Annotated in this window: 37 protein-coding genes and 2 pseudogenes; 33 read left to right on the forward strand and 6 right to left on the reverse strand. The window is 50.2% G+C overall.

Going from position 1 to position 24273, the window contains the following annotated elements; genetic code table 11:
- From XYCOK13_RS17640 to XYCOK13_RS17730, 19 genes are all read left to right on the forward strand, one after another.
- Window positions 1–196 (forward strand): hypothetical protein (locus XYCOK13_RS17640; RefSeq protein WP_213413564.1); only part of this gene is annotated, 196 nt, incomplete at its 5' end.
- A gap of 279 nt (window positions 197–475) precedes the next feature.
- Window positions 476–751 (forward strand): hypothetical protein, encoded by a 276-nt coding sequence (locus tag XYCOK13_RS17645; RefSeq protein ID WP_213413565.1) that lies wholly within the window; start codon window positions 476–478, stop codon window positions 749–751.
- Between the two features lie 113 nt (window positions 752–864).
- Window positions 865–1530, forward strand: a complete 666-nt coding sequence (locus XYCOK13_RS17650) for a phage scaffolding protein (RefSeq protein ID WP_213413566.1) — start codon at window positions 865–867, stop codon at window positions 1528–1530.
- Between the two features lie 21 nt (window positions 1531–1551).
- Window positions 1552–2547 carry a major capsid protein gene (locus XYCOK13_RS17655; RefSeq protein WP_213413567.1) on the forward strand — a complete coding sequence of 332 codons (996 nt, stop codon included), beginning with the start codon at window positions 1552–1554 and terminating at the stop codon, window positions 2545–2547.
- Between the two features lie 44 nt (window positions 2548–2591).
- Window positions 2592–2960 (forward strand): hypothetical protein, encoded by a 369-nt coding sequence (locus XYCOK13_RS17660; protein WP_213413568.1) that lies wholly within the window; start codon window positions 2592–2594, stop codon window positions 2958–2960.
- Between the two features lie 2 nt (window positions 2961–2962).
- Window positions 2963–3406, forward strand: a complete 444-nt coding sequence (locus XYCOK13_RS17665) for a hypothetical protein (protein ID WP_213413569.1) — start codon at window positions 2963–2965, stop codon at window positions 3404–3406.
- 6 nt (window positions 3407–3412) lie between these two features.
- Complete coding sequence (locus XYCOK13_RS17670; RefSeq protein ID WP_244865236.1) at window positions 3413–3805, forward strand: DNA-packaging protein; 393 nt, start codon at window positions 3413–3415, stop codon at window positions 3803–3805.
- A complete protein-coding gene (locus XYCOK13_RS17675; RefSeq protein WP_213413570.1) occupies window positions 3802–4167 on the forward strand; it encodes an ABC transporter ATP-binding protein in 366 nt (121 codons plus the stop codon). Before XYCOK13_RS17670 ends, XYCOK13_RS17675 begins: the two co-directional genes overlap by 4 nt.
- Complete coding sequence (locus XYCOK13_RS17680; protein ID WP_213413571.1) at window positions 4167–4484, forward strand: hypothetical protein; 318 nt, start codon at window positions 4167–4169, stop codon at window positions 4482–4484. The genes XYCOK13_RS17675 and XYCOK13_RS17680 overlap by 1 nt, the downstream gene beginning before the upstream one ends.
- A 1-nt stretch (window position 4485) precedes the next feature.
- Window positions 4486–4989 (forward strand): HK97 gp10 family phage protein, encoded by a 504-nt coding sequence (locus XYCOK13_RS17685; protein WP_244865237.1) that lies wholly within the window; start codon window positions 4486–4488, stop codon window positions 4987–4989.
- A gap of 4 nt (window positions 4990–4993) precedes the next feature.
- Window positions 4994–5416, forward strand: coding sequence for a phage tail terminator family protein (locus XYCOK13_RS17690; protein ID WP_213413573.1), 423 nt, complete (start codon window positions 4994–4996; stop codon window positions 5414–5416).
- Window positions 5413–5622 (forward strand): hypothetical protein, encoded by a 210-nt coding sequence (locus XYCOK13_RS17695; protein ID WP_213413574.1) that lies wholly within the window; start codon window positions 5413–5415, stop codon window positions 5620–5622. The genes XYCOK13_RS17690 and XYCOK13_RS17695 overlap by 4 nt, the downstream gene beginning before the upstream one ends.
- A gap of 1 nt (window position 5623) precedes the next feature.
- The gene (locus tag XYCOK13_RS17700; protein WP_213413575.1) at window positions 5624–6949 is read left to right on the forward strand and encodes a phage tail sheath family protein; all 1326 of its coding nucleotides are present in this window, start codon (window positions 5624–5626) and stop codon (window positions 6947–6949) included.
- Window position 6950: 1 nt separating this feature from the next.
- Window positions 6951–7409, forward strand: coding sequence for a phage tail tube protein (locus XYCOK13_RS17705; RefSeq protein ID WP_213413576.1), 459 nt, complete (start codon window positions 6951–6953; stop codon window positions 7407–7409).
- A 26-nt stretch (window positions 7410–7435) separates the two neighbouring features.
- Window positions 7436–7858 carry a phage tail assembly chaperone gene (locus XYCOK13_RS17710; RefSeq protein ID WP_213413577.1) on the forward strand — a complete coding sequence of 141 codons (423 nt, stop codon included), beginning with the start codon at window positions 7436–7438 and terminating at the stop codon, window positions 7856–7858.
- 215 nt (window positions 7859–8073) lie between these two features.
- Window positions 8074–10629, forward strand: coding sequence for a phage tail family protein (locus tag XYCOK13_RS17715; protein ID WP_213413578.1), 2556 nt, complete (start codon window positions 8074–8076; stop codon window positions 10627–10629).
- A gap of 49 nt (window positions 10630–10678) precedes the next feature.
- Window positions 10679–11398 carry a hypothetical protein gene (locus XYCOK13_RS17720; protein ID WP_213413579.1) on the forward strand — a complete coding sequence of 240 codons (720 nt, stop codon included), beginning with the start codon at window positions 10679–10681 and terminating at the stop codon, window positions 11396–11398.
- Between the two features lie 54 nt (window positions 11399–11452).
- Window positions 11453–12184 carry a LysM peptidoglycan-binding domain-containing protein gene (locus tag XYCOK13_RS17725; RefSeq protein WP_213413580.1) on the forward strand — a complete coding sequence of 244 codons (732 nt, stop codon included), beginning with the start codon at window positions 11453–11455 and terminating at the stop codon, window positions 12182–12184.
- Window positions 12185–12269: 85 nt separating this feature from the next.
- Window positions 12270–12446 (forward strand): hypothetical protein, encoded by a 177-nt coding sequence (locus XYCOK13_RS17730; protein WP_213413581.1) that lies wholly within the window; start codon window positions 12270–12272, stop codon window positions 12444–12446.
- Here XYCOK13_RS17730 and XYCOK13_RS17735 read toward each other — a convergent pair.
- Entirely contained in the window at window positions 12443–12811 is a 369-nt protein-coding gene (locus XYCOK13_RS17735) for a DUF6173 family protein (protein WP_213413582.1), read from the reverse strand. The genes XYCOK13_RS17730 and XYCOK13_RS17735 overlap by 4 nt on opposite strands.
- Before the next feature lie 94 nt (window positions 12812–12905).
- Here XYCOK13_RS17735 and XYCOK13_RS17740 point away from each other — a divergent pair, with 94 nt between their 5' ends.
- From XYCOK13_RS17740 to XYCOK13_RS17780, 9 genes are read left to right on the forward strand one after another with little or no spacing between them, the layout of a single operon-like run.
- Complete coding sequence (locus XYCOK13_RS17740) at window positions 12906–13871, forward strand: XkdQ/YqbQ family protein (RefSeq protein WP_213413583.1); 966 nt, start codon at window positions 12906–12908, stop codon at window positions 13869–13871.
- Window positions 13868–14209, forward strand: a complete 342-nt coding sequence (locus XYCOK13_RS17745) for a DUF2577 domain-containing protein (RefSeq protein WP_213413584.1) — start codon at window positions 13868–13870, stop codon at window positions 14207–14209. The genes XYCOK13_RS17740 and XYCOK13_RS17745 overlap by 4 nt, the downstream gene beginning before the upstream one ends.
- Window positions 14209–14577 (forward strand): DUF2634 domain-containing protein, encoded by a 369-nt coding sequence (locus tag XYCOK13_RS17750; RefSeq protein WP_213413585.1) that lies wholly within the window; start codon window positions 14209–14211, stop codon window positions 14575–14577. The genes XYCOK13_RS17745 and XYCOK13_RS17750 overlap by 1 nt, the downstream gene beginning before the upstream one ends.
- A complete protein-coding gene (locus tag XYCOK13_RS17755; RefSeq protein ID WP_213413586.1) occupies window positions 14577–15653 on the forward strand; it encodes a baseplate J/gp47 family protein in 1077 nt (358 codons plus the stop codon). Before XYCOK13_RS17750 ends, XYCOK13_RS17755 begins: the two co-directional genes overlap by 1 nt.
- The gene (locus XYCOK13_RS17760) at window positions 15646–16230 is read left to right on the forward strand and encodes a putative phage tail protein (protein WP_213413587.1); all 585 of its coding nucleotides are present in this window, start codon (window positions 15646–15648) and stop codon (window positions 16228–16230) included. The genes XYCOK13_RS17755 and XYCOK13_RS17760 overlap by 8 nt, the downstream gene beginning before the upstream one ends.
- Window positions 16227–16514, forward strand: coding sequence for a ketopantoate hydroxymethyltransferase (locus XYCOK13_RS17765; protein ID WP_213413588.1), 288 nt, complete (start codon window positions 16227–16229; stop codon window positions 16512–16514). Before XYCOK13_RS17760 ends, XYCOK13_RS17765 begins: the two co-directional genes overlap by 4 nt.
- Window positions 16514–17683 carry a tail fiber protein gene (locus XYCOK13_RS17770; protein WP_213413589.1) on the forward strand — a complete coding sequence of 390 codons (1170 nt, stop codon included), beginning with the start codon at window positions 16514–16516 and terminating at the stop codon, window positions 17681–17683. The genes XYCOK13_RS17765 and XYCOK13_RS17770 overlap by 1 nt, the downstream gene beginning before the upstream one ends.
- 13 nt (window positions 17684–17696) lie before the next feature.
- The gene (locus XYCOK13_RS17775; RefSeq protein ID WP_244865238.1) at window positions 17697–18110 is read left to right on the forward strand and encodes a hypothetical protein; all 414 of its coding nucleotides are present in this window, start codon (window positions 17697–17699) and stop codon (window positions 18108–18110) included.
- Window positions 18091–18216, forward strand: coding sequence for a CD1375 family protein (locus XYCOK13_RS17780; RefSeq protein ID WP_213413590.1), 126 nt, complete (start codon window positions 18091–18093; stop codon window positions 18214–18216). Before XYCOK13_RS17775 ends, XYCOK13_RS17780 begins: the two co-directional genes overlap by 20 nt.
- A 345-nt stretch (window positions 18217–18561) precedes the next feature.
- Here the strand turns inward: XYCOK13_RS17780 and XYCOK13_RS22255 are convergent, their stop codons facing one another.
- Complete coding sequence (locus tag XYCOK13_RS22255; protein ID WP_308443035.1) at window positions 18562–18726, reverse strand: putative holin-like toxin; 165 nt, start codon at window positions 18724–18726, stop codon at window positions 18562–18564.
- Window positions 18727–18825: 99 nt separating this feature from the next.
- Between XYCOK13_RS22255 and XYCOK13_RS17785 the strand changes: the two genes are divergently transcribed.
- From XYCOK13_RS17785 to XYCOK13_RS17795, 3 genes are read left to right on the forward strand one after another with little or no spacing between them, the layout of a single operon-like run.
- Window positions 18826–19104: a hypothetical protein gene (locus XYCOK13_RS17785; RefSeq protein ID WP_213413591.1), complete on the forward strand. Its 279-nt coding sequence runs from the start codon at window positions 18826–18828 to the stop codon at window positions 19102–19104.
- Between the two features lie 3 nt (window positions 19105–19107).
- A complete protein-coding gene (locus XYCOK13_RS17790) occupies window positions 19108–19854 on the forward strand; it encodes an N-acetylmuramoyl-L-alanine amidase (protein WP_213413592.1) in 747 nt (248 codons plus the stop codon).
- The gene (locus XYCOK13_RS17795; protein ID WP_213413593.1) at window positions 19855–20058 is read left to right on the forward strand and encodes a holin; all 204 of its coding nucleotides are present in this window, start codon (window positions 19855–19857) and stop codon (window positions 20056–20058) included.
- Between the two features lie 19 nt (window positions 20059–20077).
- Here the strand turns inward: XYCOK13_RS17795 and XYCOK13_RS17800 are convergent, their stop codons facing one another.
- The 4 genes and pseudogenes from XYCOK13_RS17800 to XYCOK13_RS22380 form a co-directional block, all read right to left on the reverse strand.
- Entirely contained in the window at window positions 20078–20632 is a 555-nt protein-coding gene (locus XYCOK13_RS17800) for a hypothetical protein (RefSeq protein ID WP_213413594.1), read from the reverse strand.
- A 23-nt stretch (window positions 20633–20655) separates the two neighbouring features.
- Window positions 20656–20853, reverse strand: coding sequence for an excalibur calcium-binding domain-containing protein (locus tag XYCOK13_RS22025; RefSeq protein ID WP_244865241.1), 198 nt, complete (start codon window positions 20851–20853; stop codon window positions 20656–20658).
- A pseudogene (locus tag XYCOK13_RS22030) lies at window positions 20848–21162 on the reverse strand (excalibur calcium-binding domain-containing protein); the annotation flags it as partial. The gene XYCOK13_RS22025 and the pseudogene XYCOK13_RS22030, both read right to left, overlap by 6 nt.
- A 33-nt stretch (window positions 21163–21195) precedes the next feature.
- A pseudogene (locus XYCOK13_RS22380) lies at window positions 21196–21474 on the reverse strand (stalk domain-containing protein); the annotation flags it as partial.
- Window positions 21475–21989: 515 nt separating this feature from the next.
- Between XYCOK13_RS22380 and XYCOK13_RS17810 the strand changes: the two are divergent.
- Both XYCOK13_RS17810 and galU read left to right on the forward strand, forming a co-directional pair.
- Window positions 21990–23360: a sugar phosphate nucleotidyltransferase gene (locus tag XYCOK13_RS17810; protein WP_213413596.1), complete on the forward strand. Its 1371-nt coding sequence runs from the start codon at window positions 21990–21992 to the stop codon at window positions 23358–23360.
- Window positions 23361–23378: 18 nt separating this feature from the next.
- Window positions 23379–24266 (forward strand): UTP--glucose-1-phosphate uridylyltransferase GalU, encoded by an 888-nt coding sequence (galU, locus tag XYCOK13_RS17815; protein ID WP_280520916.1) that lies wholly within the window; start codon window positions 23379–23381, stop codon window positions 24264–24266.
- Window positions 24267–24273 lie beyond the last annotated feature (7 nt).

Consider the following 24273-nt stretch of genomic DNA (forward strand, 5'->3'; position numbering starts at 1 on the left):
CCCCCTCCTACTCGATCGCTGTGGAGGTGGAGACGTGTACGCGATCAGGAACAAGAAAACCGGCAAATGGCTTTACGGCACCGACTTCAGATTCAACCCACGGCGTCAGCTTACCTCTTACGATGCTGCTCTAACCTTCGGGGACAGGCAGTCCGTCGAGCTTGATTTTCAAAGACGCGGGTGCGGAAAGGATTAGAGATTGCCACAGTGAGATTGGAGGTGACTGGATGAATCTATCACGCCAAGAATTCCGTGAACGCGTGCCATCGGTGTTGAAAGGCCGGGTTATTTGGGAGGTTGATTTGCCTCGGGATGAAGTCCGCTTATGTCGCTGGTGGGCTTATCCGTTCATGCGGATCTATTGCGCTGCACGAAATGCGAGAATTGGACTGTACCACTGGCTTAATCATGTTGGCGTTATGAAAACTCCGGAGGGCAACCGGATGATTTTATCTGACATTTGGAGGCGGCGGACATGACTGCGAAACTTTATAAAAAAGACGTATTTGTCGAGGCTATCGAATTTACCAACACGCCGGAGAATCATCAGGCGATCATCGACTTTGCCGGGTTACCAATCAGCGTCGAATATACCAGCGACGGCGTACAGGTGCGCGTCATCCGCGGAGCGTACAGTGTTCTGATAGCGCGGCTGGGCGAATACATCGTCAAGGAGGTCGACGGGTCGCTGAGGGTATGCACTCGGGAAGGTCTGGAGGCGGAAGGATACGCTTTATACGTTGATGAGTAATAGGCTCCGGTTGAGACTGCCGGGGCCTTCGCCGTTTGGTATTGTGGGCGCAAAACACAAGACATCACCGGACACGACCGGGAAAAAAGTGAAGATGAAAGGAAAGATGTTAGATGACAAAGGAAGAGTTTATAGCGTTGGGTTTATCCGAAGAGTTGGCCGATAAAGCCGCTGCTGCATCTGCCGAGGAGTTGAAGGGCTTCATCCCGAAGGCGCGTTTCGACGAGATTAATACTGCCAAGAAAAAGGCCGAGGAAGACCTGGATGAGCGCGATAAGCAACTTGAGCAACTCAAGAAAGACGCCGGCAGTAATGAGGAGCTCAAGAAGCAGATCGAGTCGCTGCAGGGAGAGAACAAAGCCGCCAAGGAGAAATATGAAGCCGAGTTGACCGATCTGCAGAAGACTACCGCCCTCAAATTGAAGCTTGCCGGCAAAGTGCATGTAAATGCCATCGACGATGTCGTCAAGCTGTTTGACAAAGAAAAGGTCGTGATCGACGAAAACGGCAACATCAAATCCGGATACGAAGACCAAGAAAAGTCCTTGCGGGAAAGCAAGGGTTTTTATTTTATTCCGGAAGAAACCGAGGGCACGTCAGGAGACATACCTATCCAATTCAGAGGGCTCAAACCCGCTGAAGGTGGAGACAAGGGCAACGGTAGCGGCATCGTCAATCCATGGAAGCAGGAAACGTTCAATCTCACCGAACAAGGACGCTTACTGCGGGAAAAGCCGGAACTGGCTAAGCAGCTCAAAACAGCTGCAGGCGTTAAATGACAAACAAGGAGATGAAAATGCATGGGGAAATTTAGACTCACTCTGGATCTACAAACTTTTGCAGCAACACGCATCGCGGATGTAATCGTCCCGGAGGTGTTTAACCCGTATTTGATTGAAAGAACTGCTGAACTGTCGGCGCTTGTGCAAGCCGGCATCATCGTCCCGGATCCGCAGCTGGACGAGCTCGCGGCCACGGGCGGCACGATCTTGAATATGCCGTTCTGGAGCGATCTTGAAGGGGAGTCGGAGATCCTCTCCGATACGGATCCGCTGGAAGTCAACTCGATCAAGGCGAAGAAAGACATGGCGCGCCTGCACACCCGTGGTAAAGCATGGGGAGCGAACGATCTGGCGAAAGCATTGTCCGGTGACGATCCAATGCGGGCGATCGCTGATCTGGTAGCCGCATGGTGGAACCGAGACCGTCAGAGAATGCTGTTCAGTACATTGAAGGGCGTCTTTGCGTCCCCTTCAATGGAAGGAAATCTGCACGACATCAGCGGAAACTCTGGTTCTGCCGGCGTGATCAGCGCGGTAACGATTGTAGATGCGCAGCAAAAACTCGGGGATGCCGCAAATAAGCTGACTGCCTTTTCAATGCATTCGGCGGTCTTTAGCAAACTGCTCAAAGACCAGTTGATCGAGTGGCAGAAAGACCCTGTAAGTGGCGTGGAAATTCCGTATTACTTGGGCAAACGCGTTGTTGTTGACGACGGTCATCCAGTTGACAATAACGGGGTGTATACGTCGTATCTTTTCGGCCAAGGCGCGATTGGTTTTGGTAATGGTGCGGCTCCTGTGCCGACAGAGACGGATCGGGATTCGTTGCAAGGCGATGACATTCTGATCAATCGACAACATTTCATTCTCCACCCGCGCGGTGTTAAGTGGAATGAAGAAGAAGTTACGGGTGTATCGCCAACGAATGCGGAGCTGGAGAATCCCGACAACTGGGAGCGTGTTTACGAGAACAAGAACATCCGGATCGTTGAATTCAAGCACAGAATTGCGTAGGGGCCTATACGGCTCCTACCTTCATTTTTGAGGAGGGATGATCGATGCCGAATTTGGAAGAAGTCAAGCATCGCACGACGCCTGTCGGCAAAATTCTCGGCGTGATCGAGTATTTGGAACAACAAGAAGGTGGCGGCAACGGCGGCCAAACAACGGTTACATGGGCTGATGTGCAAGGTAAGCCGGCAGTAATCGCGGCCGGAGCCGATCAAGCAGCTGCTCGCGCCGCGATCGGCGCAGGAACATCTAGCTTGGCCATCGGAACGACAGCCGACACGGCCGCGGCCGGCAACCATACGCATACGGCCGATACGATTACAACGGCAGCGATCACGGGCGTGACGGGCTCTAACGTTCAGGCCGTGATCGCTGAGCTGGCAGCAAGGATTGTTGCGCTCGAAAGTGGGGGTTAACAATGGGACTGACGACTTTCAATCGTATGCGACGGGCGCGAGCTGTTGCCCGTCTTGCTGAGGAAAAGAGGTTGGCCGCAGAAAGGTTAGCGGCTGAAGAAGCCGCGCGCGTGGCCGAGGAGGAAGCGGAACGGCTGCGCAAGGAAGAAGTGGAACGAAAAGCGGCCGAGGAGGCAGCAAGATTGGAAGCTGAACGACAGGTCCGAGCAGAAGGGAAAAGCGAGGACGTTCAGCAGCCAGATTTTTTCGCACCGGAATTCCATGGAACGCAACCTTCATCCGAGGGGGTAGAGGATACAACGGAACAGGGAGACGCTGTTGAAGAAGTTTCATTTAACGAGCTTCGGGCGCGGGCGAAAGAACTGCGCATAGAGGGGTACGGAAAAATGAAGATGGATCAATTGGCCGAGGCGGTCGCTGCTGCCTCTGTTCAAGCAGAGGGGTGACGATCGATGCCGATTACCACCGATGATGTCTGGAGGATCGTGAAGTTGCGTCTCGAATTGCCTGATGAGCGTAAAAATCTCGTAGAAACGTACATCGACGAGATTGAACGCCGAATCAAGCGTTATTGCAATATCCGCGAACTGCCGGATGACCTGCTGTACGTCTGGGCGAGCATGGTCGTCGATGCTGTGCGTGTGGATCTGCCCAATGTCGACGAGATTGCCGACACGATCGGAGGGAGCGGCAGTGTGAAGGTGGGCGACACGTCTGTTTCCGGCGGCGGCGGATCCGGGCGAGAACTGACCAACACGGCCAAGGCGGTCATCGATCAGGTGGTCTTTGACTACCGCGCTGACCTGCACGACTATCGACGGATGAAATGGGGGCGTAGCCGATGATCAATTACCGCCGTCACCGCCGGCAGATCGAGCGCATGTATGAGGACCGCGCTACCATCAGCCGGCAGAAGCCCGACGAATCATCTGTGGAGACAAAACTGATATCCGTTACGATTTACGAAAATGAGCCCTGCAAACTGTCGCAGACCAGTCTGGCCCGTAATGGCCAGACGGAGGCGCAAAATGATATCCGCTATGATGCCAAGCTGTTTATTGCGCCGGAGTTGGAGATAAAGCAAGGGGACGAAATCGCTGTGACGCGGGCGGCCACCGGCCGGGTGGAAACATATACGGCAGGTGAGCCATTTCCGCCATACAGTAGCCATCAGGAAATCAATTTGAAGGCTGAGGGATGGGCGTGATGCAGGATACACAGGAACATCGCGGCCCTTTGTCCGACAGAATCATGATCACCATCCACATGATTTCGGGCGATGTATTCGAACAGCCGTTGCCCTATGAGATGGCCGACGGTGTTCAGGATTTTTTAGACTGGTACCGTGATCCGGGGAAAGAACGTATCTGGACGTGGCATGTACCATCGCAAATGAGTGTGCATGCATTCCATCACGCCCATATTGTTGCGGTTGATGTCGACGGATACATCGAGCCGGATGGTCGAAACTCTCGATGGTGGGAACGCCTATGGGAGAAGTGGTTGGTCAGGCGGTGGTTGTGACGTGGCTAATTGGGGGAAGTTTAACTTCCGTGATTTTGAGAATTTGGCCAAGCGTTTCGAGAAAATGTCTAAAGGCGATGTGATTGATCAGTTCATCCGTGATTTCGTTATGGAGATCGGCATGCGGGCACTTCGGAAAATCAAGAAGCTAACGCAGTCTAACGCAAGCGGGCAACTTCGCAGTATGTGGCAGATCGGGAAGGTGGAACGTCAAGGAGATAGCTATATTGTCGAGATTTTTAACAATCTCGAATACGCTTCGTTTGTCGAATACGGCTTCCGCGCTCACTGGGTGCCGGGGAAATGGGAAGGAAATGTTTTTCGGTATATCCCGAACTACAAGCCACCTCCCGGGGAGCCTGGAGGAATGCAGGTTGGTCCCAAGGGCGGTTGGGTTGAGGGACGATTTATGATGTCGATCGGAATGAAAGAAATAGAACGAGAACTCCCCACATATCTCGCGCGCCGACAAAAAAAACTGCTCGAAAAATTGCTGAGAGGGTGAAGGGATGGTCACGTACAATGACGTGCGGCAGGGCGTCTTCGCCCGCCTGCAGCAGAAGTTTCCGGAAGTGGCACGATACGGCGAAGAAATCAAGCAAGGGCTGAAACCACCGTGCTTCTTCGTCAAACTCTTCCCCGGCCAGCAGGATCGAGAAGTGGGCCGGAGGTACATTCGTTATCACTCGTTCGACATTCACTATTTCGCGATGGATGATCGGAATGAAGCGATGCACGCCATGGCCGAGCAACTCTATGACGTGATGGAGTACATCATTATTAATGGCAATCTAACCAGAGGACGAAGCATGCGACACGAAATCGTGGACCGCGTGCTTCATTTTTTTGTGGACTACGACTTCCATGTCATGCGGTCGGCGCCAGACGAGCCACTGATGGAAGAACTGGAACAGAAGGAGAGATTGAAGTGAGCGAGGACAAAGAAAAGCAAGAATCTAAGCCCGTACCACCAACGCCGGCAAAAGCCGGGTTTACGAAGGAACAGTTTCTCCAGTCTCGCAAAACGCTTCCAGCGGACAAAGATATTCTTGCCGTGGTGTTGGAGGAAGGAAAGCGGTACACCGTACAGCAGGCGGAGAAGGCGGTACACGACTTCAAAAAAAGGAAGGTGACGTGACATGGCTGGTGGAACTTGGACAACGCAAAATAAGGTCCGGCCGGGCGTCTATATTAATTTCGCGTCCGATGGTGGCGCCCTGGGTACTATGGGCGAGATCGGAATCGCGGCATTTCCGACCCCGCTTCCATGGGGTAATCCCGGGCTGATCGTATTGGATGCGGCGACGTACCTGGATGATGCACTCGAAAAAATCGGTTTTCATCCTGAGGATCCGCGTATCCGGCACATCTCCGTGGCTATGGAGCATGCCGTAAGAGTCCTCCTTTATCGACTCGGCGCGAACGGAGCGGCAAAAGCGAGCGCAACCGTGGGCAACTTAACCGGTACCGCAAAATGGGGCGGCCCGCGCGGTAACGATCTCATGTTCTCCGTCCAGGAATCTTTGGACGAAGAAGGACAGTATGAGGTCCGGACGTATCTTGAGAGCGAGGAAGTGGATGTGCAGACAGTAGAGCAGATCGAAGACCTGCAAAACAATAAGTTTGTGGATTTCTCTGGCTCGGGTGAATTTGAAGAAACGGCCGGAGCGAAATTTTCGGGGGGCACCGAAGGGACACCGTCGGGCGGCGAGTATTCTGCTGCGTTCGCCGCGTTTGAAGCCGAAGAATACAATGTGCTGGGCTTGCCGGTGGACGACACTCCAACCAAGCAGCTCGCTGTCGCATATGTGCGACGACTGAGGGAGGAAGAAGGCAAGAAGGTCCGCTTGGTCCTTCACGATTATCCTGCAGCCGATTATGAGGGCGTGACGAGTCTTCGCAACAGCTATTATGATGCGAACGGCGAGCTGATTCCTCCGGAGCATGCGATTTTCCGGATCGCGGCCATGTGCGCGTCAGCGAACGTGAACGAGTCGCTAACATATTCCGCTATTCCGGGCGCCACGGATGTTTATCCGAAACTGACGTCGGCGGAGACGATCGCGGCGCTACGGAACGGGGAATTGATCCTCACAGCCACAAATGGGCGTGTGGTGATTGAACAGGACATCAATACGCTGACCACGTTCAGCCCGTCCAAGGGCCGGATGTTCTCCAAGAATCGCGTGCTGCGCGTACTGGATGCAATCGGTAACGATATCAAGCGAATCTTCGAGCAATTTTATATAGGCCAGGTATCGAACAACGCTGACGGCCGGGCGCTGTTGTGGAATGAGATCGTGACCTACATGCGCAATCTGGAAGAGATCGAGGCGATCCAAAACTTTAATTCGGAGGATATCGTGGTTCTGGCCGGTCAGGAGATTGACAGCGTATATGTTGAAGCGGCTATCCAGCCAGTGGACAGCGTCGAGAAGGTCTACATGAAAGTGAGGGTGAGGTAACATGACGTTTTTGCGCGCAAAGGATACAATCTCGGGCCAAGAAGGACGAGCATATGCCGTCATCAATGGCCGACGGGAAGAGTTGTTTTATGTCAAATCGCTTGAAGCGACGGTCGAGAAGGAAAAAGCGGAAGTGCGCACTCTCGGAAAACGTGGGACCCAGCACAAGGCGACAGGATGGAGCGGCTCCGGAAGCATGACGATTTACTACGTCACTTCGGTATTCCGCGATCTGATGTTGGTATATATCAAGGATGGTACGGACACTTATTTTGATATTGCTGTTACCAACGAAGATCCTACATCACAGATCGGCAGACAGACGGTTATCCTCAAGGATTGCAATTTAGACAGTGTGATTATGGCATCCTTGGACACGGAAAGTGATGCACTTGAGGAAGAAGTAAGCTTTACCTTCGAGGATGTTGATATTCCGCAAAGGTTTAATCCTATCAATTAATAAAATGATCGAAGGAGAATGGAACCATGAGCAATCTTAGTTTCTTTTATGCAGATAATGCAGCCGGTAGCTCGGAAGAAAGAGTCGTTATATCAAATCGGTTTACTGACCACGATGGCGTCCCCCTTGAATGGGTGCTGCGCAGCATCACTGAACGAGAGAATGAAGCATGCCGAAAAGCCGCTACGAAGCGAGAAAAGGGTAGAAACGGGGTAGCGGTTAGCGACACGGACTTTAACCTGTATGTCGCAAAAATGGCCGTGGCTAGCGTAGTATTCCCTGATTTGAAGGATGCCGGCTTGCAAGATTCGTACAACGTTCGCGGCGCCGAGGAACTGCTCAGAGCTATGCTGTTGCCAGGCGAATACGCCGATTTGGTGCAGCACGTTCAACGTTTGAATGGCTTTGAGAAGGATATGAACGAGATGGTTGACGAGGTAAAAAACTGATCGAGGAGGGCGATAGCGAGGCGAACTATGCTTACTACGCCCTCCACGAATTACACATATTGCCGCATGACCTGGCCCGCATGAGCCGGCCGGAGAAAGCTGCGATCTACGCCATGATCAAGGTGCGCATTGAGGAGGAGAAGCGCCGAACCCGGCGCAAGAAATAGCGAGGGCAATCATTGCTGTGATTCCTCGTACAGGAAAGGGGGAACAAGATGGCCACCGTATCGAGCACGCTGCAAATATTTGACGCCATGACGAGGCCATTGCAAAACATCACGCAGGCGATGAACATCATGATTGGATCGATGCAGCATTTGCAGCAAGCAGTAGGAGCAGACAACAAGTTGGGCGCTGCTTTTGATGCTGCGAAGGAGAAAATTGCGGACGCCGAGGCTGAGCTGAAAATGCTGGCTGCCCCGATCAATGAGGCGGTGCAAGCCCAGCAAACGCTTAATGATACCATTGCCGCGCAGCCACAGCCGCCAACATGGCAAAGCGCGTTGTCAATGGAAGTTTTCCAGACCACGGGCATGGACCGCATGACGCAAGAGATTGATGCGGCGAAGGCTGCACTGAATGCATTAAATCAGGCCCAGCAGCAAGTGGCGTCTACAGATATGTCGTTTCTGCCACCCCAGGCAATTCGAGACATCAATGCACTGGAACAGCGTGTGATGGGTCTTCGCGGCGCTCTGCAGCAGGCCGAGGATGCGAAACAGAATCTTTCAGTTGATGCTCCTCCGCAGGCATTTGATCGGATCAATGACTCCATTGAAAAAATCAGAAACGAGTTGCTTGACGCAAAGCGCGCCCAGGATGATATGAACGCCGCCATGCAAGCCGGTGACCTTTCCGGTGTGAACAATGCTTACCAGCGGCTTAATGCACACGTCGAAAAGACCGAGCGGGCTGTCAGAGATAACGTCCGGGAGCAGCAAAGGTTTAATGACGAGCTGGAGAAAGGCGACAAAAATGCTAACTCTCTGCTTAAAACCGTCGCCGGGTTTGTCGGTGCTTACGTTGGCTTCCGAGCGATCACAGGGTTCCTAAAAGAATCCCATAGCGCTGCCAACGAACAGATTCGAGCCGAACAGCGCCTGCAGTCGATCATGAGTCAGATCAGTGGTATGACGCAGGATGGGATTGACCATGTAAAAAATTATGCCAAGGAGTTGGAGGCGGCGACAGGTGTAGCAGCCAGTGTAGGCATCTTTGGTCAGAGCCAGTTGGCGCAGTACGTGTATGACCCGGATAATATTAAAAATATGACAAAGGCCATGTACGACCTGGCCACAGAAACATACGGCGTCGGTTTTTCACAAGATCAACTCATGCAGACGTCTAATCTCATGGGTAAGGTTATGATGGGTGATATTAATGCGCTGTCTCGTAACGGTTTCCGGATTGACGCAATTTTTGATGAAGCTCAGCAGCAGCTGTTAAAGACAGGCACCGAAGCTGAACGAGCGGCACTGGTCATCGAGATGATAGAAGAAAACTTGGATGGTTTGTCTGAGGCGATGCGGAACACGCCGGAGGGTGCGGTCAATGCGTTGGCTAATGCCTGGGGATCGGTGCAGGAGAAAATCGGTTACGGCGTCATGCCGCTCATCATGCAATTCGCAGACTTTGTTACAGCGAACATGCCTGTAATTGAGGCTATCTTTTTGAATGCATTCGGGAACTTGATCACCGGTATGCAAACCGTCATGACGCTGGCCATGAGCACCGCGACTTTCTTTATCGAGAACTGGTCATGGATCGCTCCGATCATTTGGGGGATCGTGGCGGCTACGACTGCTTGGTTTATTGCCAGCCAGCGACAAGTGATCGTGACGGCAGCACTTGCTACATGGCAAGGCATCTTGGCGGCAAAAATGGCGATCGCTAAAGTAGCTATTTTTGCGAAGACCGTGGCAACCTTCGGTTTGGCGACAGCTTGGCGAACGCTCAATGCGGCCATGAAGGCAAATGTTATTATATTTGTCATTTCTGCCGTAGTGGGATTGATCACCTGGTTGGTACGTCTATGGAAAACTAACGATAACTTTGCAGCAGGTTTGATGAGAGCGTGGAACAGTATTCTCAATTTTTTCGACCGGATTCCCGGTTACTTCTGGCAGTTGGTAGAGTGGCTGATGGTGCCGTTTGAATGGTGGGCAAAGTCTGTCGGTAAAATCTATGACACAGTAATAAACGGCATCATTTCGGGAATTAATAGCGTTCTCTCCATTATCAACAAAGTAACAGGATCATCTTACGAAATCGCCGCTGAATTCAGCTTTGAAAATATCGCAGCCGGCATGAAGGAATATGCGGAAATCAAGAAAGACGACGCATTTTCTCGTGCTGCGGAGAAGGCAGCAGAGCGTGAGCAGAAAGTACTGGACATGCTCGACAATCGGGCCGCGAAGCGTGAGCGGGAAGAAAAAGAACGGGAAGAGATGTTCGCGATGCCTGAACTCTATGGTGCCGACGGCATGCCGACCGGGGCCTGGGATGTTCCAGATGAGCCGCTCAAGGAAATTAACAAAGTAGGTGAAGTCGGCAAGATCCAAGATACCGTGGATATTTCGAACGAGGACCTGAAGGTGTTGCGTGATCTGGCCGAAATGCGTAACATTCAAAATTTTGTCACCCTTACTCCTACTGTGCAGATGACCACAGGAGACATCATGAATTCGGTGTCTGCTGAGGAAATCATCCGGCAGATTGAAGATGCTTTGGAAGCAGAGTTTGCATCCTCAGCTGAGCAGTTTTTCGAGTGACCACTTTCCCTCTATTTGGTATACTAATTGAAAAGTTGGAGGTGGTCACTTGAAACGATTGCGAGATTTGATTACGGGAGCAGTGATCGGTGCTCTGCTGGTCACAGGCGCGACCGCAGGATATGCGGCTGTGAAGCAATATGTTCTGACAGATGCGCCGTATCCGATCATTGTCAACGGCGTGGAATATAAAGATGCTGAGAGACCGATTCTCAACCTAGAAGGCAGCACTTACGTCCCGTTGGCCAAGCTGGGGGATCTGACTGGCGTGGATTATACGTGGAATGCGGAGCTGCATCGGGTAGAGATCAACACCGGCAGCGGATCACAACCAAACCAAACGTCCCCATCTCCACCTGTAAGCGGCACGCCGGGTGCGAAATTTGAGCCCGCAGATCAGCCAACGGGCGGTACTTATTTCGGTTACAGGGACGAGGATGATCCGGCTTATGAACGAGCATTAATTATGGGATACGAAATCCCTCCTTTATTGAGTGAAGGATGGATATCTTCAACGATGCTATCAAGGATTCACGGAATTTTCTATCCCAGTGATTTTGATGCTCCGAGGGGAACTCTCATTCTCGCAACGGATAGTATACTCGATCCATATGAACTGATTCGATTGCAACTTCCCGAAAGTTACTCTGACGAAACAAATTTTGATCACGAAGATAAAGGTATTAGGATGAAAAGATTTAACGGCACTTGGTTTTTTCAAATAAAAGACCTTGAACATGCCGACGTAATTCCAGAAGATATAAAATAATCTTAATGAAGGCGTCCCTGAATCAGGGGCGTTTTTTTATGGGGTGGAATTGCAATGAGTGAAAACCATTCAATACTTTTAAGTTTCAATAACAAAGCTGAAAATCTACGGATACCTGTGCTGCCGGACAAAATTGACTTCGGAGAAAAAGGTAAGATTCGTACATTCGATATGGTCGGAAATGTAGGTCATAGCGAAGAAGCCCGGGCTCTCGGTTTTAATCAAGCCAATGTATACCAGGGGCGGGAGCTTACATCCGTATCATTTTCAAGCTTTTTTCCTGGGGAGTCATATAAAGAGGCGAGAAGAATTCAACAATATAACGGCGCTAAAGAAGCCGTAGAACAGATTCAGTACTGGATGAGTCGGAAAGAACCAAAGAGATTCACATATGAGGGGAGTAAATATGGACATGAGCGTGACACTTTTTTTATCACCTTCCCCGTCTCCATCGAATCTTTCAATTGGGGGCCGAGAGCCGGCAGCGACGACATCGAATACAGCATCACCTTGCGGCGTTACGAGTTTTATGCTGCGCGGAAGGCCACAATCGTGACGGACGCGAATGGGAACCAGAAGATCGTACTCGGGGCGAAACCTCGTCTGGACGAACGCGTGCGACCGGATTCGGTTGAGCTGCAGCCAGGAGAGAATCTGGTGATATTGGCAAAAAGATGGCTCGGAGATACCGGGCGCTATCGTGAGATCATGGAGCTTAACGGGATCACCGCCGCGCAAGCTAAGAATTTGACAGTAGGCATGGTCATCCGGCTGCCGCAGGATTAAGAAAAAAATGTACTCTCAATGCCTCGCTTTGTGTATAATAAAAACGAAACAAATGTTCTTGTTTTAAGAATGAGAGGTGAATGAAATGGAAGAACAACAAATCCGAGAAATCATACGTGAAGAACTGGCCGAATTCAAAAAAACGATCCAGCCAATTATCACGTTGAATCCAACAGTTCAATTCTGTGATGTCGATGCTGATACCGATCAACTCGTTAAAATGTTGAGAGACAAAAGAATCCCTGACAAACCTTGGGGTTAATTATCTTCTTGGATGTACCCAATGCGACGAGCCGGTTTGTTAGGATCCTTCTTTGGCACAGAAGTGAGTAAAAAACTGAGCTGGTTGATATGCTGGATTAGTTCGCTTTGTACTCCGTTAACATATCCATAAAAATGGATCAGGCTTGGATTGCTGTAACCCAACGCTGTTACATGCATCACAACTGATTGTCCAAATGCTGCTAATTGTACGGCAACTTCAAGGTCATCATCGAGTTCAGATTCAAATTCTCTAATTGATTCCATGATAATCTCATATTGTCGATCAGCCAAGTGATAATTTCGATTATCGATGTTAACTTTTATAGAATCTAACGAATTCCAATTTGAAGGCGATTTAGTCATATTACACTTCCTCTCCTAAAAAGAATAGTAAGTCTCGTAATTCCATAATTCGACAAGTAAGGTTCTAAGTCCTACCGAAAAGGGGGCTTTTTTTATGCTCGAAATCATAATCGACAACCGTGATGGGAACGTGTGGAATGTCGCAGAAATCTGTTCCGGATTAAGTTGGAAGACTAGCCGGATTGGGCGCGCTGGTTCGTGTGAAATCACGCTGATCAAAAACGCCGTGTTTCAGGAAAAAAATTTCAACTACAATAACGGAGATATTCTGAGCGTTCGACATGGGCAGCACAAGATGTTTTACGGATATATCTTCAGCGTTGACTCACACCACGACAAAACGGTCAAAATTACAGCGTACGATCAACTTCGCTATTTGATGGCGAACGACAGTGGTGTATTCGAGGGGGCTACAGCAACGGAGATCATCCGGAAGTTCGCGGGTGATTTCCAGCTCACGATTGGTGAACTGGCTGATACGCGATATAAGATGGACCTGGTTGAGTCCGACAAGCGACTTATGGATATTATCACTACTGCATTAGACAAAACCATGATGGCCGATTACGGCCTTTTTGTGTTGTATGACGACTACGGTCAACTCACATTACGTAATACGCAGCAAATGATCGTGAACCTGTCCGTGGGGGATAGTAGCCTACTGCTTGGTTACAGCCTCAAATCCAGCATAGACAACGACACCTACAACCAAGTAAAGGTTGTACAGGATAACGAGAACACCGGGCGGCGTGATGTGTACATCGAACGTGATAGTGCGAACATCGCCAAGTGGGGATTGCTCCAGTTGTATCAGGTCGCGGATAGAAACATGAATCAAGCGCAGATTGAACAGGCGATGCGCAACCTGTTGTTGCTTAAAAATCAGGAGGAGCGAAAGCTCAGGCTGGATGCGTTAGGTGATATTCGTGTACGAGCTGGCTGCTATTTGAATGTGATGATCGAAGAATTCGGCTTCAATCAAAACGTACTTGTGGACGAGTGTACACACAAGTTTGATGGTCATGTACACACAATGCAATTGGAGGTGCGCGGAATATGAGCCTACTCAACACAATCAAAAAGGCAAGTGTAGGCGCTGTGAACGCCGGGAACCCGGTGAATGTCCTTTTTGGAACAGTGACAGATGCAAATCCACTTGCCGTACAGATTGACCAGAAAACCACGCTTTCGCAAAGATTTTTGGTCGTGCCGGAATCAATTACTCGGTTGGAGATCTCCCTGCAGCACGTTCATGAATATTCCGGCGGCGGAACAACGGAGACTGCTTTGAACGCCCCTGTGGTGATACGGCGCGGGCTCGCTGTTGGAGACAAGGTATTGCTGCTCCGCATGCAGGGCGGACAATCTTATGTCGTTCTGGACAGGGTGGTGAGTTGATGCTGCCACAAGGTTTTGTGCGGGAAGCGGAAGAAGAGCAGCAGCCAAGTCGGACGTATCGGATGGATCTGCAGCGCGGTCGGATCGTGGGAATAACGGATGGGGTCGAGGCTATTCGTCAGGCAGTATATAAGATTTTGCTCACGACCCGCTATGTTCGCGAGATCTACAGCACCTCTTATGGCGCTGTGATCGAGATCGGCGGGGGAACTGGACTGGAACAAGCTATCTCTGAAGCGCTGCTACAGGACGAGAGGATTGCTGCAATCGAAAATTTTCGAACGACGATCGACCGTGAAGCCGTACTGGCGGAATTCACGGTCGTTTCAATTTTTGGCCGGTTCGGCGTATCCCAGGAGGTGGGATGATGTACGAGCATATGACGTTTGAGCATATCCTTCAGCGTATGCTATCTCGGGTGCCGAACGATATCGATAAGCGGGAAGGCAGCATCATTTACGATGCGCTAGCGCCAGCCGCATTCGAACTGGCGCAGATGTACATGGAATTAAACCTGATTATGGATTTGTCGTTTGTCGACACGGCAAGCGGCGATTATCTTACCCGGCTGACTGCCCAAGTTGGTGTCAACCGGCGACCGGCTACAAGAGCGCTGCGGCGCGGGATATTCGTCGGTCAAAACTCTGCACCCATTGATGTACCGATCGGTAACCGTTTTTCGATCGCGGGAGTGGCGTATACAGTCCTCTCTCGGGAGATGTTTGGGCAATATGTGCTTGAATGCGAGCAGCCTGGCGTCATCGGTAACCAGTATTTCGGTGTGATGTTGCCAGTAGATTACGTGACGGGCCTGGTGCGAGCTGAACTGACCGAAGTATTGGTACCAGGAGAGGATGAGGAGGCGGATGAGGTCCTTCGTCAGCGCTACTATGAGGAAGTTAACAACCCGCCATTTGGCGGCAACGTAGCACAATATAAGCAGATAGTAAACGCTATCGACGGTGTGGGAGCGACAAAGGTATTTCCGACGTGGCAGGGGGGCGGGACCGCCAAATGTACAATCATTGCAGCAGATTGGTCCGTACCTAGCCCACAACTGCTCGACGAGGTGCAAGAGATCATTGATCCGACTCCGCAGGGTAAGGGGCTTGGGCAAGCTCCAATCGGACATGAGGTGACCATCGCCGGCGTCACCGAGCATACTATCAGTATCGAGACGACGCTGTCGCTAGCTAGCGATATGACGCCCGGACAAGTACAAGCCGATGTCGAGGAAGTCATCGCTGCCTACCTGTTGGAGCTGCGCCAGAACTGGGCGCAACAGCAGCAACTCATTGTCCGGACTGCGCAGATCGACGCGCGCATCCTGACGGTTCCAGGGGTTGAAGACGTAGAGGGCACTGAAATTAATGGTGACGCTGCGAATTTGACGCTCGGCGAGGATGAAATTCCAATGATGGGGTCGGTGGTTATCCATGGCTGAGCGCATTATGCAGCACTTGCCTGACTACTACCGAGTGATTGAGGATTTCAAGGAATTGGACCATACCGAGACGATTGAACTGGATCTGCTGCAGGGTGCGGTGAACCAGCTGTTTAACGATCAATTCGTCATGACGTCTAACCTGCAGGCGATCCGTCGACGCGAGCAGATGCTGGGCATTCAGGCAGACGCGAACACTGAGCCGTTAGAGTTCCGCAAACGCCGCATCCTGAACCGCTACCAAACGAAGCCGCCGTTCACGGTCCGGTACCTGCAGCAGCAGCTCGACAGGCTGGTTGGCCCCGGTATGACGATTGTGAGTGTGGATGTGCAAAATTTTGTGCTCTATGTGACCACGAACATCGAGACGGCCAGCGTCTTTCGAGAGGTCCAGCGCACGATCGGGACAGTCAAGCCAGCTAATATGGTGTATCAGCAAAACACGTCCATTGAAGAGAAGATCGGCGTGGAAGAGAAGATATCGAGGCGGGAGATCACTTGGAATTACAAGCTTGGTTCATGGAAGCTTGGTCAAAAACCATTCGCCAGCTTGGGACCGGAGGTGCCTGTTGAATGATTGAAGCACAATTCTTGCGGGATCTGGCCAGTTACGTTAATAGCCGAATCGCGAAGGTTATCGTTAACGGCTCATATGAAATAACTAATTTCACGGTGAAGCGCGTTGACGATCAGACAGTAGTGTTGAATTATATAGTGCCGGCAGCTGAGGTATCGCTCGTAACAGAAATCGATTTGAGAGATACCGCAGACCGTGTGATTAGCTCAAAACCAGTACATGTACCGATTACGACCGATCATTTGATGTTGCAGACGCTTAAGGTGAAAGAGGTGACGACATAATGGCGAAAACTGACTGGACTCTCGATGAAGACGTGTTGCCGCAGGATATGAACAACATCGGGCAAGAGATTAACCAGCTCCGCGCGGACGTGGATAATATTCACATTCCACCAGCGTCCACAACACAGGCCGGTATCGTGCAATTGTCTAACGCTGTGAATAGCACAGCGCAGGATATGGCTGCAACACCAGCAGCAGTTAAGGTGGCCTATGATCGAGCCCAAGAGGCTTTTCAACTTGGCAATGAGAGAAAGCAAGAAGTTGTGGACGTGCTCATTGCCAAAGGAGTTTCAGCGTCCACTTCTGAATCATGGGATTCGTTGATTGGAAAGTTGTCTTCGATCATCAAGGCGACAGGCAATGCCGCGGTGGGCGACGTGCTTGTTTCCAAGACATTTTCCAACGCATCGGCGAACGGACTTACTGGTACGATGCCGAACCGGGGGAATGTGACCCAAACGTTGACGAGTCAAGGACAATCCTATACGATCCCGCAAGGGCATCATGGAGGAACGGGCACTGTAACAGCTAACATCACCAATTTGAGCGCGGCGAATATAAGGAACGGCGCAACAGTCGGTGGTATCGCAGGGACGTTTTCACAGTTTTCCAACGGCGCAACGGCTGCGCAGATACTAACAGGTCGGTCGGCGGCAGTGAATGGAGCCGCTGTAAACGGTTCAATGCCTGATCGGGGAAGCGTTGGGACGCAAACAATCTCCACGCAAAACGGTGAGTATGCCATACCCGCAGGGTATCACAATGGTGCGGGGAGAGTAAGGGCGACCTTTGCAAATTTGACGCCTGCCAATGTGCGGCAAGGGGTTAATATAGGCGGGGTTGTAGGCTCTCTTATTCCGGGTGTGCCTTACGCCGAAGGTTCGGCAACCCCCAATCAATTTGGTGAGATCGTGGTTACCGGGCTATCATTTAGACCCAGAACAATTTTTATTTCGGGGGATTACGGTGGCAGCGGTGGGGAAACAATAAATAAGTTTTATGGCGATGTGTTTCCCTTTTCCGTTATACAACAAACCGCCTTTTTAATGAATTCAACCGGATCATATAACAGTAGTGTATTCACGGCCGGTTCGTGGACAATTGGCAGCAATTCATTTTCTTGTAGGGTCGGCTATATGATGCCCGTCCAATATAGATGTTTTGGTTAGGAGGTAGGACATATTGCAGATAGGGAGACGAATTTATTACGACAAGACCAACGGAAATGTCATCCAAGATACAGGAGAAAGACGAGGAAATGTCGTTGAGACAACAATCGAGCAAGATTTTGCGGCATATGTCGCACTGGCCGAGCGTGTGCCCGAAACGGTGGGAGTCCTGCAAATGGATTACGGTCAATATGCACAGGACTTTGCGGAGTGCAATGGATATCGGGTGGATGTAAGCGGAGACGAACCGAGATTGCTATTTTCGTATCCTGATCTGGAGGAACCGGAAGCTCCTCCTGTCTATAGGGGGCCGTTTTCGGTTGAAGTGGATCGCTTGAAGCAAGCTGACCTCGACAACAAAGAGGCCGTAGCTGCACTCTATGAAGCGCTAATCGGAGGTGGGACAAGTGAGCGAAGCTATCGCTAAGATTTACGCTGATTTAGTGCGAGCAGGCCGCCGGACAATTGCGCAGGTGCCGGAGACAGTACGGCAGCAGGTAGAGCAAACACTCGCGATGGACAATCTAAGCTGATTCAAATAAATAAAAATAAATAATATTGTTGTAGTTGAATTATGCAGCATCCCGTTTTATTTGATGACCTGTTGAACCGCAGAGCACATTAGAGATTTTTTTTATAAATAAAACATTTTAACACGAGCTGTTTTCATTGCGACATACACGCAGCGTGTGATATGATTATTTCAAAAGGTATACCTCAGTTTATACATCAATGCATACATTAAAGCACCTGTATTGGTCTACAATGTAAAGAGGGCGGTCTGCCAACCGCCCCCGGTACAACACTTGGATGGGTATCCCTCTAAGATGGTGTCTGAACAGAAAGTAGCCCTCACCTTGGCAGCTAACCTGGGAGGGCTACTTTCTTTTTTCGATGTATGTCAGCAGCGCCAGGAGAAATGTTCCGAACGCAATGAATGACATGATCGTCTGGAAAGTATTCATAGGCATCCCTCCTTTCCAGAGGGAGCCTGCCCATCCCAAGTTCAGTTGTACCAATTCAATTATAGCAAATGCATCCATTTATGTGGGTGCTTTTTTTATGTCATGGAACAGTCAGATGAATATCAAAAGAAGTGCAGCCTGCCCTGTTAGCGGGGATTTAATTTGGATGGTGATGTCATGGAGTGGATGGGTATTGCAGGAGTGATTAGCGGAATATTACTTGGCTGGCTGGGACGTGCAAGATTAATCAAACAGGACGTTGCTCAGGAAGCTAGTACAGACGCTGCACTCAAGTCGGATGTGGATTATATCAAACGTGGTGTTGATGACCTTAGGCTTGAGCAAAAAGACCAAGGTAGACGTTTTGACCAACTGGCCGAGAGGGTAACGCGCGTAGAGGAATCTGCCAAGCAAGCACATTACCGACTTAATAGACTGGATGGGAAGGAGAGATAAAACATGAAGATCGTAATTGATGCCGGTCACGGACCAAATACGCCAGGCAAGCGCACGCCGGACGATAGCATGCGCGAATTTCACTTCAACAGCGTGACAGCTCGATATGCTCGGGACGAACTACTGAAGTACGAAGGTGTGGAGGTGCTCTTTACGCATGCGGATGAAGGCAGCCGAGATGTGCCGCTTAAAGAACGGACAGACAAGGCCAACGCCTGGAAGGCCGCTGTACTCGTGTCTATACATGCGAACGCCTACGGCAGCACCTGGAACGATGTGCAAGGCATCGAGACGTTCGTCTATTCGACCCGGCCAGCAGCCGCTATAAAGCTCGCTGAAGCTGTCCAGCAGAACCTTCTTATGGGGACAGGGCGCAAGAATCGCGGTGTAAAAGCGGATAACCTGCACATGCTACGCGAATCGAATATGACGTCGATACTCGTTGAGTGTGGCTTTATGACAAATTACGAAGAAGCTGACTTGCTGAAAAGTGACATTTACCGCCGTAAGTGTGCGAAGGCGATCGTGGCCGGGATCGTGGAGACGTATGGCCTGCGGCGTGAAGCGGATGCCAATCCGAAGGTGGACGGTAAAGCGAATGTAGTACTTAATGGAGCACCTGCTCCTGACGGGTTCATTGCATCCGGTGCTACGTATGTGCCTGTTCGCTTTATTGCAGAAGCGTTTGGGGCTCGTGTGACGTGGGATGGTAATTCTAAAACGGTGTTTATTGAGAAGGGAGATAGTTAAATGAATAAGAAAAGATTGCGGAATTACGGATTGTGGGCGGCTGTAGGAGCTTTGGTGATCGATGTAGGCATTTATGCAGGCTTCATCCCAATGAGCGAGTCTGAGGCCTTAAATAGGTTTGTGATTAGCGGGCTGAACGTGTTGGTGCTGGCCGGGATCGTCAGCAATCCGACCAAGCCGGATGGTAAAGGATTCAATCTATAATGTACAAGCCCCGCTAACATTAAGTTGGCGGGGTATGTTTTATATGTCGTTCGATTTTTTTAGGTTCAGGACCTTTGACTTTGAATTTCATTTCTAGCATTGTAGATAGTTCAATAAATTTACTAGCTATCATAGAAGCTTCTTCTGCAGAATTATATGTTCCACGTCCTTCATTAAGAGTTCCGGTGATTTCACCAAATGAATCCATCCAAAATTCTTCGAAATACTTCCGCATGGAATCCCATGGAGCTAGAATGGACTGTAGCAGGATATTATCAAATAATGACGATAATTTCTCACTACTGAACGGGGGATCAATTGTTACATATGACTTAAATGATTCCATATCTATTTTGTCGGAACTACTTAAATTATATAAAAAGGCAATATTCCCATGAGATGCCCGAAGAATCTCTTTTACCAAAATAATTCGTTGATTCTCTTTTTCTTCTATACGTTGATTGTACATTTCTCGAACAATGTCAGAATTAATTTTAGTTGCGCGCCACATGAAGAATGTTAGTAAGCCCATTATAATAGTGTTCACTATTAATATGTAATCGGAATTCTCCATTGATTAAATAGTCTCCTTTCCTATTACTCGCACGCGACCCCATCCCCGTCCCGATCAAGCTTCGAGCTATACCCAGGATCCCCGGCGTAAATCGGCGCGGCTCCCGCTTCTCTGGCCTCACTACAATTAGCGTAAAAGACTTCCTCAACGATGCTTCCCTGCGTTTCAGTCGGTACAGTTGGCTCCGCTACTCCTGCAGACTCCACTGTTGCATCGATCACAAACAAGACTCTTGTTCCGTCTGGATAATCTTCGAGCTGATTGCCAACCCAGGAACCGGCCCCGCGATTGTCAGATGGATCGATATACATGATGGACGCTCCGGCACCTCCCTCAGCACACATGGCCATCGGCCACTCATCACGGTCAAATCCGTCTTTAGTCGGAATTCCTGCGAGTGAGGCGTCACGATTTTCGTCAGCTCCGTCCCTATCGATCGTACACACTGCTGGTTCACCATTTTCGATTGCCTTCAAGATGTGAGCTGCTGTTTCGGGATATCGATCGGCTGGAAATTCTAAAACGACATCATATGTACTGTTTCCAGCGATCGCATTTTTGCTTGTAATCGTGGCTGTTTTTGTTGCGTCGTCCCACTTAACATCAGCGCCAAGCATTTCACCTGCTGCCCGTAGAGGAACATAGATCGATCCGTTAATAAGCTGCAGTTCGGCATCTGCCTTTTTCCCGTCCACGATCAGAGTCAACTTAGATGTTGCCAGTGTTCCAAGACTAAACGATAAGGCGAGAGCAATGCTAATAAGAACAGTGATAACTATCTTTCTCTTCATTGTAAACCCTCCTAGAACTTCTTGCTCAAAGTATTCGCCAGAATATGACATAATCCTTTTGTACAGCTTGATTTACAATTAACGATCTGTATCATGAGAACAAATGTTTCGCTAGGGTGGTTGCTTCATTGAGGACAAATGTGATTTTTATCTTTTCATCACGAAAAATCACACAAAAATCACAGAAATAACATCCTAGAACGAATGAACACGAACATATGTTAATGGACAGATTAAAATAACGCGAATTTTCAACGGTAACAACCGAACATAACTCGCTGCAAAATGTAATGAAAGATGGGCGGCATGATGTAAGCTTTGGTTCAGAATCCCGGTTTTGGTCAAGAGGCTTCTCATCAGAAAATAGCTGATGAGAAGCCTTTTTTATTCAGTGCTCGAAGACTGTGATATCGAGCAGGATGAAGTGTCAAGAGACATACGGAATGGGCCTTGTACTAATGTTCGGCAGACGCCTGAGGTTTAGGGGATTGTTGCCGAATCTTGCGAGGTTGGTGTATGCTAAAAGAGTCTAGGACTTGACCAACTAGCGGGGAGAGGACGACTTCATGCGGATCATTTTATTGTCAGGAGGCTCCGGCAAACGGCTTTGGCCCTTGTCCAACGATGCGCGCTCCAAGCAATTTCTGAAGCTGCTCCGTAATGATGCTGGTCGGCTGGAATCGATGGTGCAGCGAGTATGGAGCCAACTGAAGGCAGCCGGCTTAAGCGAGTCTGCCGTTATTGCCACATCCCCGACGCAAATCGATATGATTCGGAGTCAAATTGGGCAGCAAGTCCCTATAATTGCCGAACCGACCAGAAGGGATACGTTTCCTGCCATCGCCCTTTCTGTCGCATATTTGCATACTGTGTTGCAGGCGGATCGGGATGAGATAGTCGTCGTTTTGCCTGTTGATCCATATGTGGACGCTTCGTTTTTTGAACAGGTGAAGCGCCTCGCGGAACTGCTTCCCGAATCGGGGGCGGCAATTGGGCTAATGGGAGCTGTACCAACTGTGCCATCGACGAAATATGGCTATATCGTGCCCGACCGGGATGAACCAAGGAAGACCCGCTATTACCGGGTCAGCCATTTCATGGAGAAGCCGGACGAGGCTACAGCAACCAAGCTGCTGGACATGGGGGCATTGTGGAATTGCGGCGTATTCGCGTTCCGGCTGGGTTATTTGCTTGATGCCATGGAGAGGAAAGGCTTGCCTGCTTCCTACGGCATGCTGCGCGATGTATATCCGACGCTCCGAAAGATCAGCTTTGATTACGAGGTGCTGGAGCGGGAGAAGCGTCTGATTGTGCTTCCCTATGACGGAGATTGGAAGGATCTCGGTACTTGGAACACATTGACCGAAGAAATGGGCAGCATGGTGATTGGCAAGCACGTCAAAACGCATGGCTGCAGCAACACGCATGTCATTAACGAACTGACCATTCCGATTCTGGTATTAGGCATTGATAACGCCGTGGTCGCTGCAAGCCCGGACGGCATCCTTGTCACCGATAAGGCGGTTAGCCCCAAGTTGAAAGACTATCTTGAAGATACGAGAGAACCCATGTATGAAGAACGGCGCTGGGGGTGGTTTCGCGTACTGGACTCACGGAAGCAGCCGGATGGCCAAGGAGCCATGACGATGCTGATTGCACTGGAGGAGGGCCAGCTATTGCGCTATCGTCGCAATCTGGACAGGCATGAGGCGTGGACCGTTATTAAAGGCAAAGGGATACTGACGCTTAATGGCGAACAGGTTGTTGTCGAACAAGGGCGCACCTTTGAAGTTGCGGCCGGGGCGGGCTATGCCTTGCGTGCAGAAGAAGAGATGGAGTGCATCTGCGTACAGACAGGCGATTTCTCAATCCCGAACCGGTGGGAAGCTTTGGAGGAAGAATGGAACGAACTGATTGTGGAAGGGGCAATTGACTAGGTATTGGGGGAATCATTGATGAAAGTAAGAAAAGCGGTCATTCCGGCAGCGGGTCTTGGTACACGCTTCTTGCCGGCAACGAAAGCTCAACCGAAGGAAATGCTGCCCATCGTGGATAAGCCTACTATCCAGTACATTATTGAAGAAGCCGTAGCATCGGGCATCGAGGACATCATGATTGTCAGCGGCAGAGGGAAGCGGGCCATTGAGGATCACTTTGACAAGTCCTTCGAGCTGGAGGAGATGCTTGCGCAGAAGGGCAAGCATAAGGAGCTTGCGAACATCCAAGCGATTTCGGAAATGGCGAATATCCACTATATTCGGCAAAAAGAGCCTCGCGGCCTTGGCCATGCAATCTGGTGCGCGCGCCGCTTTATTGGCGATGAACCGTTTGCGGTGCTGTTGGGCGACGATATTGTGCAAGCGGACCGCCCTTGTCTGCAGCAGCTGATCGATGTCCATAACCGCTACCGCTGTTCGGTTGTAGGCGTACAGCCTGTACCGTATGAAGCGGTGTCCAAATACGGCATCATCAAGCCGAAGGGCGCGGAAATCGAACCGAATGTTGTGCACGTAGATGACTTGGTGGAGAAGCCGGCCGTGGAAGAGGCGCCTTCCAATCTGGCTATTATGGGTCGGTATATCTTGAGCCCTGAAATATTGGATATTCTTGAACACCAGGAAGTTGGGGCTGGAGGCGAGATTCAGCTGACTGACGCGATAAAGCGTCTGAACGCGGAGCAGGCGGTAGTGGCGTTAAATTTCGAGGGGACCCGTCACGATGTGGGGGACAAATTCGGATTTATTAAGGCGACGATAGACTTTGCCCTGCAGCGCGATGACCTGCAGGATGATGTACTGCAGTATTTGCGTAAGCTGTTGGAAAGTGAAGCGATACGAGCGTAAGGAATCC

Source organism: Xylanibacillus composti, assembly GCF_018403685.1.
GTDB classification, from domain to species: domain Bacteria; phylum Bacillota; class Bacilli; order Paenibacillales; family K13; genus Xylanibacillus; species Xylanibacillus composti.

Coding starts and splice junctions, on each gene's coding strand:
- XYCOK13_RS17750 (WP_213413585.1), top strand. CDS start 14,209: ATGCTGCCACAAGGTTTTGTGCGGGAAGCGGAAGAAGAGCAGCAGCCA.
- XYCOK13_RS17715 (WP_213413578.1), top strand. CDS start 8,074: ATGGCCACCGTATCGAGCACGCTGCAAATATTTGACGCCATGACGAGG.
- XYCOK13_RS17645 (WP_213413565.1), top strand. CDS start 476: ATGACTGCGAAACTTTATAAAAAAGACGTATTTGTCGAGGCTATCGAA.
- XYCOK13_RS22255 (WP_308443035.1), bottom strand. CDS start 18,726: ATGGATGCATTTGCTATAATTGAATTGGTACAACTGAACTTGGGATGG.
- XYCOK13_RS17725 (WP_213413580.1), top strand. CDS start 11,453: ATGAGTGAAAACCATTCAATACTTTTAAGTTTCAATAACAAAGCTGAA.
- XYCOK13_RS17745 (WP_213413584.1), top strand. CDS start 13,868: ATGAGCCTACTCAACACAATCAAAAAGGCAAGTGTAGGCGCTGTGAAC.
- XYCOK13_RS17670 (WP_244865236.1), top strand. CDS start 3,413: ATGCCGATTACCACCGATGATGTCTGGAGGATCGTGAAGTTGCGTCTC.
- XYCOK13_RS17700 (WP_213413575.1), top strand. CDS start 5,624: ATGGCTGGTGGAACTTGGACAACGCAAAATAAGGTCCGGCCGGGCGTC.
- XYCOK13_RS17760 (WP_213413587.1), top strand. CDS start 15,646: ATGGCTGAGCGCATTATGCAGCACTTGCCTGACTACTACCGAGTGATT.
- XYCOK13_RS17755 (WP_213413586.1), top strand. CDS start 14,577: ATGTACGAGCATATGACGTTTGAGCATATCCTTCAGCGTATGCTATCT.
- XYCOK13_RS17770 (WP_213413589.1), top strand. CDS start 16,514: ATGGCGAAAACTGACTGGACTCTCGATGAAGACGTGTTGCCGCAGGAT.
- XYCOK13_RS17800 (WP_213413594.1), bottom strand. CDS start 20,632: ATGGAGAATTCCGATTACATATTAATAGTGAACACTATTATAATGGGC.
- XYCOK13_RS17795 (WP_213413593.1), top strand. CDS start 19,855: ATGAATAAGAAAAGATTGCGGAATTACGGATTGTGGGCGGCTGTAGGA.
- XYCOK13_RS17660 (WP_213413568.1), top strand. CDS start 2,592: ATGCCGAATTTGGAAGAAGTCAAGCATCGCACGACGCCTGTCGGCAAA.
- XYCOK13_RS17655 (WP_213413567.1), top strand. CDS start 1,552: ATGGGGAAATTTAGACTCACTCTGGATCTACAAACTTTTGCAGCAACA.
- galU (WP_280520916.1), top strand. CDS start 23,379: ATGAAAGTAAGAAAAGCGGTCATTCCGGCAGCGGGTCTTGGTACACGC.
- XYCOK13_RS17690 (WP_213413573.1), top strand. CDS start 4,994: ATGGTCACGTACAATGACGTGCGGCAGGGCGTCTTCGCCCGCCTGCAG.
- XYCOK13_RS17785 (WP_213413591.1), top strand. CDS start 18,826: ATGGAGTGGATGGGTATTGCAGGAGTGATTAGCGGAATATTACTTGGC.
- XYCOK13_RS17710 (WP_213413577.1), top strand. CDS start 7,436: ATGAGCAATCTTAGTTTCTTTTATGCAGATAATGCAGCCGGTAGCTCG.
- XYCOK13_RS17765 (WP_213413588.1), top strand. CDS start 16,227: ATGATTGAAGCACAATTCTTGCGGGATCTGGCCAGTTACGTTAATAGC.
- XYCOK13_RS17790 (WP_213413592.1), top strand. CDS start 19,108: ATGAAGATCGTAATTGATGCCGGTCACGGACCAAATACGCCAGGCAAG.
- XYCOK13_RS17740 (WP_213413583.1), top strand. CDS start 12,906: ATGCTCGAAATCATAATCGACAACCGTGATGGGAACGTGTGGAATGTC.
- XYCOK13_RS17665 (WP_213413569.1), top strand. CDS start 2,963: ATGGGACTGACGACTTTCAATCGTATGCGACGGGCGCGAGCTGTTGCC.
- XYCOK13_RS17675 (WP_213413570.1), top strand. CDS start 3,802: ATGATCAATTACCGCCGTCACCGCCGGCAGATCGAGCGCATGTATGAG.
- XYCOK13_RS17735 (WP_213413582.1), bottom strand. CDS start 12,811: ATGACTAAATCGCCTTCAAATTGGAATTCGTTAGATTCTATAAAAGTT.
- XYCOK13_RS17810 (WP_213413596.1), top strand. CDS start 21,990: ATGCGGATCATTTTATTGTCAGGAGGCTCCGGCAAACGGCTTTGGCCC.
- XYCOK13_RS17705 (WP_213413576.1), top strand. CDS start 6,951: ATGACGTTTTTGCGCGCAAAGGATACAATCTCGGGCCAAGAAGGACGA.
- XYCOK13_RS17650 (WP_213413566.1), top strand. CDS start 865: ATGACAAAGGAAGAGTTTATAGCGTTGGGTTTATCCGAAGAGTTGGCC.
- XYCOK13_RS17730 (WP_213413581.1), top strand. CDS start 12,270: ATGGAAGAACAACAAATCCGAGAAATCATACGTGAAGAACTGGCCGAA.
- XYCOK13_RS17680 (WP_213413571.1), top strand. CDS start 4,167: ATGCAGGATACACAGGAACATCGCGGCCCTTTGTCCGACAGAATCATG.